Source organism: Chryseobacterium sp. PvR013, from assembly GCF_017833095.1.
GTDB lineage: Bacteria > Bacteroidota > Bacteroidia > Flavobacteriales > Weeksellaceae > Chryseobacterium > Chryseobacterium culicis_A.
The window spans coordinates 2,565,229-2,577,419 of sequence record NZ_JAFIBT010000001.1; the positions used below are offsets into that span (position 1 = coordinate 2,565,229).

At 35.4% G+C, this 12,191-nt stretch carries 13 protein-coding genes and 2 tRNA genes; 5 read left to right on the forward strand and 10 right to left on the reverse strand.

The window, feature by feature from the left end:
* Positions 1 to 2 precede the first annotated feature (2 nt).
* Genes JOE44_RS11570 through JOE44_RS11585 form a run of 4 tightly spaced genes read right to left on the reverse strand, consistent with a single transcriptional unit; the run spans position 3 to position 1,650 of the window.
* Positions 3 to 341: a hypothetical protein gene (locus tag JOE44_RS11570; protein ID WP_209785707.1), complete on the reverse strand. Its 339-nt coding sequence runs from the start codon at positions 339 to 341 to the stop codon at positions 3 to 5.
* A gap of 2 nt (positions 342 to 343) precedes the next feature.
* Positions 344 to 727, reverse strand: coding sequence for a hypothetical protein (locus JOE44_RS11575; RefSeq protein WP_209785708.1), 384 nt, complete (start codon positions 725 to 727; stop codon positions 344 to 346).
* Between the two features lie 25 nt (positions 728 to 752).
* Positions 753 to 1,334 carry a hypothetical protein gene (locus JOE44_RS11580; protein ID WP_209785709.1) on the reverse strand — a complete coding sequence of 194 codons (582 nt, stop codon included), beginning with the start codon at positions 1,332 to 1,334 and terminating at the stop codon, positions 753 to 755.
* A 25-nt stretch (positions 1,335 to 1,359) separates the two neighbouring features.
* Positions 1,360 to 1,650, reverse strand: a complete 291-nt coding sequence (locus tag JOE44_RS11585; protein WP_209785710.1) for a hypothetical protein — start codon at positions 1,648 to 1,650, stop codon at positions 1,360 to 1,362.
* A gap of 258 nt (positions 1,651 to 1,908) precedes the next feature.
* On the opposite strand from JOE44_RS11585, the gene JOE44_RS11590 reads away from it, so the two are divergent.
* The 5 genes from JOE44_RS11590 to JOE44_RS11610 all read left to right on the forward strand — a co-directional run bounded on the left by JOE44_RS11590 (position 1,909) and on the right by JOE44_RS11610 (position 4,546).
* Positions 1,909 to 1,983: transfer RNA gene (locus tag JOE44_RS11590), tRNA-Pro, on the forward strand.
* A 32-nt stretch (positions 1,984 to 2,015) separates the two neighbouring features.
* Positions 2,016 to 2,089: transfer RNA gene (locus tag JOE44_RS11595), tRNA-Arg, on the forward strand.
* A gap of 276 nt (positions 2,090 to 2,365) precedes the next feature.
* The gene (locus JOE44_RS11600) at positions 2,366 to 2,965 is read left to right on the forward strand and encodes a TetR/AcrR family transcriptional regulator (RefSeq protein WP_209785711.1); all 600 of its coding nucleotides are present in this window, start codon (positions 2,366 to 2,368) and stop codon (positions 2,963 to 2,965) included.
* A 61-nt stretch (positions 2,966 to 3,026) separates the two neighbouring features.
* On the forward strand, positions 3,027 to 4,307 hold the full coding sequence (locus JOE44_RS11605; protein WP_209785712.1) for an MFS transporter: 1,281 nt from the start codon (positions 3,027 to 3,029) through the stop codon (positions 4,305 to 4,307).
* A gap of 5 nt (positions 4,308 to 4,312) precedes the next feature.
* The gene (locus tag JOE44_RS11610) at positions 4,313 to 4,546 is read left to right on the forward strand and encodes an isochorismatase family protein (RefSeq protein ID WP_209785713.1); all 234 of its coding nucleotides are present in this window, start codon (positions 4,313 to 4,315) and stop codon (positions 4,544 to 4,546) included.
* 444 nt (positions 4,547 to 4,990) lie between these two features.
* On the opposite strand, the gene JOE44_RS11615 is transcribed toward JOE44_RS11610, so the two are convergent.
* The 6 genes from JOE44_RS11615 to JOE44_RS11640 form a co-directional block, all read right to left on the reverse strand.
* On the reverse strand, positions 4,991 to 5,623 hold the full coding sequence (locus JOE44_RS11615; RefSeq protein WP_209785714.1) for an MgtC/SapB family protein: 633 nt from the start codon (positions 5,621 to 5,623) through the stop codon (positions 4,991 to 4,993).
* Between the two features lie 117 nt (positions 5,624 to 5,740).
* Positions 5,741 to 6,580, reverse strand: a complete 840-nt coding sequence (locus tag JOE44_RS11620) for an SH3 domain-containing protein (protein ID WP_209785715.1) — start codon at positions 6,578 to 6,580, stop codon at positions 5,741 to 5,743.
* Positions 6,581 to 6,603: 23 nt separating this feature from the next.
* A complete protein-coding gene (prmA, locus tag JOE44_RS11625; RefSeq protein ID WP_209785716.1) occupies positions 6,604 to 7,431 on the reverse strand; it encodes a 50S ribosomal protein L11 methyltransferase in 828 nt (275 codons plus the stop codon).
* Positions 7,432 to 8,015: 584 nt separating this feature from the next.
* Positions 8,016 to 8,729 (reverse strand): 3-ketoacyl-ACP reductase, encoded by a 714-nt coding sequence (locus tag JOE44_RS11630; protein WP_209785717.1) that lies wholly within the window; start codon positions 8,727 to 8,729, stop codon positions 8,016 to 8,018.
* Between the two features lie 383 nt (positions 8,730 to 9,112).
* Positions 9,113 to 10,675 carry a calcineurin-like phosphoesterase C-terminal domain-containing protein gene (locus JOE44_RS11635; protein ID WP_209789176.1) on the reverse strand — a complete coding sequence of 521 codons (1,563 nt, stop codon included), beginning with the start codon at positions 10,673 to 10,675 and terminating at the stop codon, positions 9,113 to 9,115.
* Between the two features lie 66 nt (positions 10,676 to 10,741).
* Positions 10,742 to 12,190, reverse strand: coding sequence for a SusD/RagB family nutrient-binding outer membrane lipoprotein (locus JOE44_RS11640; RefSeq protein ID WP_209785718.1), 1,449 nt, complete (start codon positions 12,188 to 12,190; stop codon positions 10,742 to 10,744).
* Position 12,191: the final 1 nt, after the last annotated feature.

Here is a 12,191-nt window from a genome sequence, read left to right on the forward strand (position 1 = left end):
TTTTATATCTTCCAACGGCTAATGTGTATAGGCAATGATAAATGGGTCTTCACAAAATCATCATATTCAAAAGAGTGAAAATAATAATCTTCAATATTAATTTCAATTTTACTGATCTCAATTTTAAGATTGATGAAAAATGTAACAAACTCTTTTATAAAATCATTAATAGTAATCATCACATTCTCATCAGTATATAGACTTCCGTTTATTTGATTATCAGAACCGCCTCCACCCCAATACACCGAACGCTCTTCAAGAAAAACAATAAATTTTTCGATAATAAAAGTATCCGGCAGATTTTCATGAATCACAATTTTAAACTCAAATATATCCTTCATTATTATTTTGCTGTAGTATGTAAAGTTGAAATATCAAAAGGAAGCTTAATAGATCTGATATCCGTTTTTTTTATTTTCTTAAAAATAATATCAGAGCCAATGGATAATGATTCTGTTTTCAGTAAAAAAACATGGTCATTTTTATTATTCTTTTCAAAAATCAAATTGATAATATTCCAATCACTTGTAGTAAGTTTCTTTTTCTCTATTACATCCCGAATTTGCTGAGATGATATTTCATCTATTTTTACACAGTAATATGTTTTCTCTCCATTATTAAAATCTTTTTGAATGCAATTAAAAACATACACATCATTTTCAAATAAAGTAACTGATGTTATAATATCATCGTACCAGTCTAGTATATGTAATTGAGTAATGATCACTTTGTATTTTATTTTTTTATCAACATTAATGCTGAGCAGAATTGATTTTAATACTTTTAAAGACCTTTAAAAACAGTTCTTTATTTTCTTCACTCAAATCATTCACAATAATTGCCATTTTATTTTTGTAAATATCTACGCTGTCAAAATGGATCCCGATAAGTCCTTTATTTGCTTTTTTCGGCATCATAATTTGTGCTCTGTATTTATTGATTGTATCGTAGTAATAATAATTAACATTAAAAATACCATTTTTACTATCTCTTTCAGTATTTTTTGAGAAATAAGCTTTTAACTCTCTGTTTTTATATTTTTCATATAATTCTTTATCATCAGTAATGAAAAAAGAATCTTCCTCAAATGGCTTATAATCACCATAATAAATATAACCTATACGCTTATTATTTCCGGTATTGATACTAAATACTTTTGAGTCTTCGGCCGGTTCTTTCTTAATGATAAATGATTCAGGCAAGCTCATTGACACATTAGCAATTTCATGCTTAATAAGTTTTTGATTTTCACAGCAGGAAGATAATATGACCAAAAGGCAAACCAACAGCAAAAAATTATATTCAACTTTTACATATATATTTTTATATTTCATGATAATAGGATTCTGTTTCAATGAATCAAAAACTTTTTTTAATCTTTACCATTTCATCTACCAGGTCAGCTTTATATAAATCAATTTTAACTCCTTGCACAGAAGGAAAGTTGTGAGATTTTGCATCAAAATAATAAGCAACTTTTTCAAGAAATGTATCTTCATGCTCTTCTAAGTATTGTTCAACTTTACCAGCAAGTTCATCATCCAGATAATTTTCTGGAGATTTCACATAAAAACCCAAATTAATGGAATCATTTTGAAAAGCCTTTTCCAATACGGGGATATAAATTTGATAAAATTCTTCTTTTTTCATTTCCTGTTATCTTAAAAACGAACTCCCATAAACAAACGGTTCAGGTCTTAAAAATGAAATAAAGGAGAAAAAAAATGAAAATTTTTTCATCATTTTTAAAACAAGATAAGTCAATGGTTATTAGTCTGGTAAAGGTAACAAAAAAGTTTTCACGAAAAATTAATTTAAAATTATTCTTCATTTTATTTTTTTATTTGAAAAAGTATTGTACCTTTGCAACCGCAAAAACGAAGTAAATATCGTTACTGATGACACCCTCGGGGCGTAGCGTAGTCCGGTCATCGCGCCTGGTTTGGGACCAGGAGGTCGCAGGTTCGAATCCTGCCGCCCCGACTGTTTTAGTAGTTTTCTCAAAATTACTCAATGGGTGCGTAGCTCAGCTGGATAGAGCATCTGCCTTCTAAGCAGACGGTCAAAGGTTCGAATCCTTTCGCGCTCACTTAAAGACTTACTGGAAACAGTGAGTCTTTTTTTGTGTTTACTCTTAATCAAAAATCTTTTTATAGCTCACAAAATAGAGCATCCCGATTTATAATCGGGACGGCAAAGGTTCGAATCCTTTCGCGCTCACTTAAAGACTTACTGGAAACAGTGAGTCTTTTTTGTTTTTACCCTTACGTTTATTGAAATATCCTACTATACAATTTGACAAAATTTGTTTTTTTTGTCAAAAATATTTTATTTTTGTACTCGTATTTCAGACAATTTTCAGACAATGTCATCTCACACAGAACAAGATCAGCTTTCCCAACAAATACTGGATACCGCTTCAGGGCTGTATCTGAAGTATGGTTTAAAGAAAGTGACAATGGATGACATTTCAAAAGCAGTTGGTAAAAGCAGAACATCAATTTATTACTATTATAAAAATCGTGAGGAAGTGTTCCAGGCTGTTCTGGAAAACCTGATCAAAGAAGTGATTTCTGAGATTGATTCCAGGATGAGGAAGAAAAGAACTTTCGAAGGAAAGATTCAGGAGTTTTGTCTTGCTAAAGTGAAGACCTCAGAAGAAAGATCTTCATTTTTCAGAGCTATTGAAGCAGGAATGGATCATGAAGAAAAATCAAAGCATATTACCGATGCCCACAACCGAATGATGGAAGCGGAAAGAAATCTTCTGCTCAATTTATTTTCAACAGGCATTACCAAAGGTTCAATTCCGGAAGTTGCCATTGAAGAGCAGGAAACCATAATCTTCATTCTACAGAGCAGTATCAGAGGAATAAGGCGTGAAATGAGCCTAAAAAACAATTTTGAAAGCTTACACAATACCGTGAATACTTTGACTTCTATGGTTATTAAGCATATCAGTTAAAATTTTTTATCCAAATTTTGACACTTTTACATTATTTGTCAAATAGTCTATTTCAAAAAAAATGAACAAACTAAGTAATATCAGTACATTCCGGGCTTTCAAAAGCACCAATTATACTTTGTATTTTTTCGGGCGTTCTGTCTCACAATTTGGGACATGGATGCAGCGTACAGCCGTGGTATGGGTTGTATACAGCATGACGCAGTCTGCTTTTATGCTGGGGCTCACCATTTTTGCAGAACAATTCCCTTCATTTTTATTTTCAGCTTTTGGTGGTGTGGCTGCAGACCGGTACAATCGCTATAAAATTATACAGATCACTCAAATTTTATCATTAATTCAGGCATCTTTACTGGCATTCCTGGTAATGACCGGACATCAGAATATCTGGAGCTTTATTGTACTTAGTGTTTTCCTCGGAATTATCAATGCCTATGATATTCCGGCAAGGCAGGCTATGATCAATGAAGTGGTAACAGATGATGAAGATCTTCCCAGCGCCCTTTCTCTAAGTGCAGCCATGGCAAGTATTGCAAAACTGGCAGGTCCTGCCCTGTCCGGAATTATCCTTCAAAAGTTCGGAGCCGGAACCTGTTTTCTCATTAATGCAGCCAGCTTTGCCGCAGTAATGCTTTCCATTTCGCTGATGAAAATAAAAATCATCCCTAAAAAACCGACTAAAAAAGGAACTTTCACAGAACTGGCAGAGGGTTTCAGATACCTGAAAAAAGAACCTTCTATCAGTCTGGTCATCATTATGCTGAGTATTACAGGTCTGTTGATCTTACCCTACGATACTTTAATTCCTGTTTATGCAAAGGAAATTTTTAAAGGGGATGCTAAAACATTCGGTTATATTTCAAGCTTCATTGGGATTGGAGCGGTACTCGGAACTGTATTTCTGGCTTCACTGAAGAAAGGAGCCTCTATGAGAAACATTCTGATTCTGAGTACAGCTATTCTGAGTATTGGGCTGATATGTTTTTCTTATGCTACCAATTTCTACTGGTCCATGTTCTTTGCAGCATTAACGGGATTGGGAGGTGTGGCGCAATTTACCACATGTAACATTATTGTGCAGTCTGAAGTGATTCCTGAAATGCGTTCAAGAGCAATAAGCATCTTATTGACCGCTATATTTGGAATGCTGCCTTTGGGAAGTGTACTTATTGGATTTATCTCCGAGAAAATAGGAGCACCCAAAACATTATTACTGGAAGGGATTTCAGGAATTTTAATTGTGATTGTCTTTAGACGTTTATTGTTTAAGAAAAATAAGACTGAAGCTGTCAATCCCCAGCTCTTGGAAGAATCGGAGGAACAATTCATCAATAAAGTATAATTAAAATGGAAAATACAAAAACAGCATTGTTGGTGATGGACATGCAGTCGTCAATAGTAAGCAGCTTAACTGATCCTGAACAGGTGGTCTCAAACGTTAAAAAGGTTATTAAAGCCGCAAAACACTACCAAATTCCGGTTATTTATGTTATCATCGGGTTCAGACAAGGAATGCCGGAAATAAGCGCTCATAACAAAGCATTTTCAGGTCTTAAACAACATATGGCGAATGTAATATGAAAGAATGGATGTTACTAAGGCTAATGACTGGATCGTACAGCAAAACAAAAATTAACAAAAGCAGAAAACAATTTCCCTCTTCCCTATCCGTTTCATTGGATTAAAATTCCGTTTCATGGATCTATTTCGCTGAATCAGTTTATCTTTTACGTCAATGGATGAGAAGACACGCTACTTTTACATGGTAAACGTTGCCGAAAGGTCACTTAGTTAGTTTAATTAGTAGTAAGGAACATTGATTAAGGATCAATAAAAATCTTTTTGTGCTTTAATTCCTTATAGCCATTGATGGCTCAACTATACACTTAATCATGTTTGGGTAGGATTGGATTATTCCAGTCCTATTTTTTGTTTTTAAATGATTTTTTGAATCTGTTTTTTCCCACAGATTGCACGGATTTTCACAGATGTTTGCAGATAGGATGGATTTATTTTAATATTAAATTAAAATCGGAATTCTTCAATGGACAGATCGTTAAGTAAGATTTTGGTACAAACTTCGTGTTTTCTTGCTGCTCCCTGAACACGCCAGATAATAGTGTATTTTTCTCCGCTTCTTACCTGTTTTCCTCGGATCGATTTCAGGCCATGTTCTTTGAAAATGGACTCATATTTCTCCACTACTCCATCTTCATAAGGAAGTGTAATCTGATAGGTATAACGCACACTTATTCTGTCAATAATATCCTGAACATATTTGAACATAATAAGCAACAGAAAAACAACTACAGAACCTATAATCGCTTCCTGATAATATCCGGCTCCTATTGTCATACCCAGAGAAGCACAAATCCAAATGGTAACCGCAGTTGTAAGACCAGAAACCCTGTTTTCTTCTTTAAAAATAACTCCCGCTCCAACGAATCCTATTCCTGTGATAATATTGGCAGCAATACGGTCAGGACTTCCGGGTCCGCCCAAACTCATGGATAGCATGGTAAAAATACAGGCTCCCAGTGTCACCAGAATCATGGTTCGTAATCCGGCTGACTTCAACTGGTATTCTCTTTCAATTCCAATGATACCGCCTACAAAAACTGAAAATAGAATGGGAAGTAAATCTTCAAGTATGTCCATTTGCTTTTTTATCTTCTAAATGTATTCGATTTTTTCCAACTGTAAAAGAGTCTTCCCATCTTTATACAAAAAAACCGCTGTGGATACAACGGTTTAATTTATTGGAAATACAGACTATTATTTCAGTTTATAGGAACTTCCGTTCCAAAGATAAGTTTTGGAAGCGCTTTTCTTTTTCTCTCTGTCTTTTTCATCCACTTCCATATCTTCCACTTTTAGGATAAATGCGTTGGGAATTCCTCCTTTATCATTCGGAAAAACATATTCTTCACTGTGATAAAAAGCTCCTGCGTCCCCTACGTTCGTTAATTGTGGAAGTGTAATCAGTTTTTTATCTTTAAAAAGAACATACTGATCGTAGCTTGCAATTCCGCAGGCTTCTCCAGAAACCATTGCCTTAAGAGTGAATTCTACATTTTGAAGCTTGTGATTGCTTTCAACATTGAAAGATGCTGAACTCAGTTCTTCTCCTCTTCCTGTATCAAAATACACCTCATCAATGAGTGTATTTCCTTCCATTACCTTTATTCCGGCAATATTCTGTTTTTGGATCTCATTATATTCTTTATTCTTCCTGTCTATCGTTTTGGAAAGCCCAAAAAGGAAATCATAGCCATTTTTGTTACGATATCCTACAGAAAGATTGCCACCCCAGATATATCCTTCCATTGTATTTTCTCCCTTCTGATAAGAGATTTTATACCAATTAGCAGCTCTTTCGCCCAGCTTTAAAACCCCATCTTCTTTTTTAAGAATCATGATCTGCTGGTTGGCCTGCAATGAGTCTATAATCTGAGCATTGACTCCCGGATCCAACCTCACGCGGGTCCAGTCTGTAAAGATTTTCTGCGTTTTATTTTCTTCAAAACCAAAGATTCCATCTGCATATACTTCATTTTCCTGCGCGGTAAAAAACTGCAGCATCAGTAAAAATAAAGCTGTCCATAAAGTTTTCATATTCGTATTTTGTTTTTTGTGTGTTATTTTTCAAGCAGAAGACTTACCCATTCTTCACGCTGTAATTTCTTTTTAAGTTCAAGGCCGCTTTCTTTGCATACTTCCAGAATATCATCCACATCAAAGAAACATAATCCTGAAAGCAATAGTTTTCCTCTGTTGTTCAATACTGAAACATAAGTCGGGATATCTGAAATAAGGATATTTCTGTTGATATTGGCCAGGATAATATCATAATTCTCTTTTCCTAAGTTTTCGGCAGTTCCTTGTTCAATATCCAATTCTACATTGTTTCTTGCAGCATTTTCTTTTGAATTTTCCACAGACCACTCATCAATATCAATGGCTTTTGTATCGCCTGCTCCCTGCTGTTTTGCATAAATAGCCAATACAGAAGTTCCGCATCCCATATCCAATACTTTTTTACCATTAAAATCAATATCCATCATTTGCTGGATCATCAAATGGGTGGTAGGGTGATGCCCGGTTCCAAAAGACATTTTAGGCTGAATGATAATTTCATGCATTCCTGGTACAGATTCATGGAACTCTGCTCTGATCAATACCTTATCATCAATATTGATGGGAGAAAAATTCTTTTCCCATTCTTCATTCCAATTGATATTCGGCATTTCTTCGAAAGAATATTCAATTTTTACATTTTCGTTTTCAAAGATCGGAAGTGCTTTCAACTGCTCTTCCTGAAACAAATCTGTCTGAATATATCCTAAAATTCCGTCAATTTCTTCTGTAAAGCTGTCGAAACCTATTTCTATAAGTTCCGCCATTAAAATCTCATTCCAAGGCTGTAATGGAGAAATTTTGAAATTGAATTCTAAATAATTTTGCATGTGACTAATTTGCTGCAAAAATACTAATGTTATTACGGTTAAAAAAATGAAGTTGTGATTTTTGGCTGAAACCGGGGATTTTTATTTTTTTTGAAGGGATAAGATAGGAAAGTTTTATTTGTGGAATTTTTATCCCACAGATTGCACAGATTATTGCCCATCATATATTCAATAGGGGCGGGCTTTAGCCCGTCTACAAAATTATTACAATACCATTGGCTTTAGCCAAAACCTATCATTAGAGACCTGGAAATAAATTCCCAGATTTTTTGAAATGCAAGAAATTCCAGGTTTGGGCTAAAGCCTAAATAGAAACGTAAAAAAGAAAGCGGGCTAAAGCCCGCTTCTATTAATGAATATGATATGGAAAGTTTAAGTTATGATTTTTTATCCCACGGATGGCACAGATGACACAGATTTTTGAATTTCAGAGAAATTGTAAGTTTTGGCTAAAGCCACTAAGATTGGAAAAAGAAGAAGCGGGCTAAAGCCCGCTCCTATTGAATTTTATTGTTCATGGAAGATTAACAGTTCTTTGCTGACAACTGTAAACTTTAAACCTTGAACTTTAAATTTTTAAACTCTTAAGGATTTGTAGAGAAAATAGAACCGTTTGCAATCAGCGCTCTTCTGTTCATTTTCAGGATATCTCTAACCCATTCTGCAAAGTCTTCCGGCTGTAATACTTTATCAGGATTTCCGTCTGTAAGTCCACCCTGGATGCTCATATCTGAAGCAATGGTACTTGGAGTCAAAGTGATCACACGGATATTTTGTTTTCTCCATTCTGCCATCATAGATTGAGAAAGAGATACTACAGCTGCTTTTGAAGCGGCGTATGCTGACATATTCGGACCTCCTTTAAGACCTGCTGTGGAAGCTACGTTTACAATATCACCTTCCCCTTTAGCTTTCATAAATGGATGAACTGCTTTGGCTGCATAATATACCCCAAACAGATTCGTTTTAATCACCTGCTCCCATGTTTCAGAAGGCATTTCTTCGATACTTCCGAAGTCTCCGATTCCGGCATTGTTGATCAGGATATCAATACCTCCCAATTGTTCTGCTAAAGATTCTATTCCCGCTTTTACCTGAATTTCATTGTCTACAGAAAAAACTGCGTATGCTGAGTTTACGCCCAGTTTTTTGATCTCTTCAACCGTCATTTTTAGGTTTTCCTCATTTCTTCCTGTAATGGCAACGTTTACTCCTTCATTGGCCAAAGCTAATGCTACAGCTTTTCCTAATCCTCTTCCACCACCTGTTACGATGGCATTTTTTCCGTTTATATTCATAGTAGTAATACTTTTCTTTATACAAAGTTACGAAAGAACATTTTTATGAAATGGTGAAAACACGGATTTAATAGTTTTTTAATGATTGGGAAGGGCAATTAAAACTTATATTTTCTTAAACCACAAAAGTCACAAAAGTTTTTAGACACTTAAGTTTTTTAAGCTATTAGCTTTAAGTATAAGAAGTACACTTAAGTTTTATGAAAATCGTAGATTTCATTTTATATAAACTTTTATGCAGGATCATTACACTTTTAAATTATTCTAACCATTAATAACCTTTTGTGGCTTTTGTGGTTTCCAAGAACTTCAGCAAAAATAGAAGCCGATCTGTTGGATCGGCTTCAAAATCTAAAAAAGGTATAGTAAAAAAAATAAAAAGCTTAAGGAATCTGAATTGAATTCTGCACTTCAAACTCTTCTGAAGATGAGAATTCATTTCCGTACATGTCTACAGCTTTCACCTCAACTTTGTGCTTTCCTAATGATAATTTTTTAGGAAAGTCTGCTTCCCAGATATGCTTTGACATTTCAGGATTGGAAGGTCTTCTTCCCGGAAGAATGTTCTCCGTAGAATCCCATTTGAAAACAGAAAGGGCAAAATTCGGGTCTATGGTTTCATCATATTCCATTTCTTCCCATTTACCGCCATCGATTCTGTATTCTACTTTGTCTTTTTTGCTTCCCATAAAGAAATTAGCCAATATTTTTGCTGATGTTCTTGAAGAAGGAATCACTTTTGGAATATATAATTTAATTTGATAGTCTTCCGGTTTTCCGGCTGTTTTGTATTTAACTTTATATTGATTGTCTGTAAAGCTGATGAATGAATATCCTTTGGCTGTTCCGTCTCTCATCGTTGAAGTAGGAAGTCCGGCATCATCCGGTGTTCCTGAATACCAATCGCCACAAGTAGTTCCTACGTTATATTCGTGTAATTCTTTAATACCGTTCCAGCCTGCTTTTTTTCCATAGAAAATCTGTTGTTGGATATGGGTATGTGCTGACAAAAGCAATACACTCTGGAAAGGATGTAAGAAATCAAATAATTTCTGACGGTCCGCATTTCTGAAGCTGTCTTCATTTTTATGCTCCAACGGAATATGGAAAGAAATAACGATCAGCTTATTCTTATCAACCAGTTTCAGATCGTTTTCAATGAACTGGAGTTGATCTTCACGGAATCCTCCCCAATATCCTTTTCCATCTCTCGGATCCGGATAAAGAATATCATCCAGAATGATGAAATGTACATTACCATAGTTGAAAGAGTAATTAGCAGGACCAAAATTAGACTCGAATGTTTCATCGGAAAGGTTATCTTCCTTCGCATCATAGTTCATATCATGATTTCCCATTACATTATACCAAGGCAGCCCGACTTCTTTCATCACATCTGCATAAGGCTTCTGAAGGCTTAGATTGTCTCCTACCAAATCTCCCAGACTGATTCCCAACACAGCATTTTTCTTGGTGCTCTTCACTTCATTTACAATTCCTCTTTTGAAGTAATCCAGTTCTTTTTCTGTGTAAGGCTGTGGATCACCGAAAACAAGAATATCAAAATTTTTGTTTTCATTTTGTTTATAAAGCGGAAAGCTCAATTCTTTGGGAAGATCTCCTGTAGGAGCAACGCCTTTGTATTTGAAATCCGCCGGAGAACCTTTGGGTTTATGATGGTAATAAAACTGAGGTAAGTTATTCGCATTCAAAGCGGTCTGATATCCTGAAGGTTTGATCACAAAAATAGTCTGATCTTCCTGAACCGGCAGGCTGTATCGTCCATTTTTATCCGTAAGAACTACCTGAACACCATTGGAAACGGCTACACCTTCAATTCCTTTTTCGCGGTTTTCTTTCTTTTGATTTTTATTGCTGTCTTCGTATACATATCCGGAAACAGAAGCTTGTGAAAACGCCATTGCTGAACCCAATACACAAGGCATTAAAAATTTTATATTGATACTCATGATATTTTAATTTTTAAATTATTTTAATCTTTAAATCTCAAATTATTTATTCCACCACATTTTGACATTGATATTGTCTCCTCCCATGGATTGTACAGCGGCATTATAATTATCCGTATTCATCACTTTTGTAGCGGTAGGATACATGAATCTCACAGGCATCTGCCCTCCGTTCTGAAGACCTCCGTTATTAGGAAGCACAGGCAGTTTTGTACGTCTGTATTCATACCATTGCTGATGGTCTACAAAAAACAGGGAAATGTATTTCTGAAGCATAATTTTTTCCAGAGAGCCGTCATAAGCCACTTTGGTATTACTGAAATAATTGGCAGGAACTGTTGCTCCCCATTGTTCAATAATTGACTTTACTCCGGTTTCGTAGTAGGTCTGCTGGTTTCCTGCGATGATTCCTTTGTTCACCAATTCTGCCAGAATAAACTGAACTTCAGAATAGGTCATGATTAAAATTTTTAAAGGTGCTTTTGCAAGATTTTGGTTAAGGTTAGAAGGCTGATAGTTGAAAGCGGTTCCCAAAGCATATCCCGATGGAGCTCCTTTATAACCAAGATCTTCTCCCGATGTGGCCTTCGCTTTCGTAAAAAACATGCTCAGCCTTGGGTCGTTATTATCTTTCATCGCATTTACAAAAAACTCGCCTGCTGCTCTGTAAGCAGTAAAATCCTGAGGGCGGGCAATTGGTGGTAAGTATGGGGATATTCCCGAAAGTGGCAGTACAGCACTGTCTGTATTATTCTGGAAAATAGGGTATTGAGCAGGATTATTGACAATTTCCTGAATTCTTTCATACACATTCACTTCTCCGTTTCTGCTTAGAATTCTGGTCAGTAATCTTAATGATAAGGAGTTACAGAATTTTTTCCATCCTAAGATACCGGTCTGGCTGTTGGTATTGGCATTGTAAAACAAATCTGTTTCCGCTAATGCCTGGTTGGTATTGAATAGTGAATTGGCTGTTTTCAGATCATTTAACAGCTGGATATAGATCTCTTTTTGCTTATCATATTTTGGTTTCAAAATATTTTCTTCAACTCTCACTGCTTCAGATAAAGGTATATCACCGAAAGCATCAGTAAGATTGGAGGCAATCCACGCATTCAGAACCATTGAAATAGCCAGGTAATTATTATTCTGTTCTTTGGCTGCATATTTTTTCAGGTCACTGACCTGCTTAAGCCATCTGTAAGAAGTATTCCAGTAACCATTTCCACTTTTTTCATCCATATAGTATCTGCTGTAGGAATTTCCTTCATTGGGAAAGTCTAAAGCGATCTGCATGATATCAAAAGTAAAATCATCGGCTCTGTTATAGCCATAGCTTCCCATTTCATACTGGATGGGAGCAAGAAGACTTCCTACTGACGGATTTTTAACCTTACTGGTATCTGTATTCATTTCATCGAATGTTCTGTCACAGGACTGAAGCATGAAAACAGAAGCGACCAATGTCAGATGTATGATTATTTTTTTCATT

Excerpts from the sequence above, each read along its gene's own strand:
- JOE44_RS11620 (WP_209785715.1), bottom strand. The coding sequence starts at position 6,580 with ATGAAAACTTTATGGACAGCTTTATTTTTACTGATGCTGCAGTTTTTT.
- JOE44_RS11615 (WP_209785714.1), bottom strand. The coding sequence starts at position 5,623 with ATGGACATACTTGAAGATTTACTTCCCATTCTATTTTCAGTTTTTGTA.
- JOE44_RS11600 (WP_209785711.1), top strand. The coding sequence starts at position 2,366 with ATGTCATCTCACACAGAACAAGATCAGCTTTCCCAACAAATACTGGAT.
- JOE44_RS11605 (WP_209785712.1), top strand. The coding sequence starts at position 3,027 with ATGAACAAACTAAGTAATATCAGTACATTCCGGGCTTTCAAAAGCACC.
- JOE44_RS11640 (WP_209785718.1), bottom strand. The coding sequence starts at position 12,190 with ATGAAAAAAATAATCATACATCTGACATTGGTCGCTTCTGTTTTCATG.
- JOE44_RS11585 (WP_209785710.1), bottom strand. The coding sequence starts at position 1,650 with ATGAAAAAAGAAGAATTTTATCAAATTTATATCCCCGTATTGGAAAAG.
- JOE44_RS11630 (WP_209785717.1), bottom strand. The coding sequence starts at position 8,729 with ATGAATATAAACGGAAAAAATGCCATCGTAACAGGTGGTGGAAGAGGA.
- JOE44_RS11610 (WP_209785713.1), top strand. The coding sequence starts at position 4,313 with ATGGAAAATACAAAAACAGCATTGTTGGTGATGGACATGCAGTCGTCA.
- JOE44_RS11635 (WP_209789176.1), bottom strand. The coding sequence starts at position 10,675 with ATGCCTTGTGTATTGGGTTCAGCAATGGCGTTTTCACAAGCTTCTGTT.
- prmA (WP_209785716.1), bottom strand. The coding sequence starts at position 7,431 with ATGCAAAATTATTTAGAATTCAATTTCAAAATTTCTCCATTACAGCCT.
- JOE44_RS11580 (WP_209785709.1), bottom strand. The coding sequence starts at position 1,334 with ATGAAATATAAAAATATATATGTAAAAGTTGAATATAATTTTTTGCTG.
- JOE44_RS11570 (WP_209785707.1), bottom strand. The coding sequence starts at position 341 with ATGAAGGATATATTTGAGTTTAAAATTGTGATTCATGAAAATCTGCCG.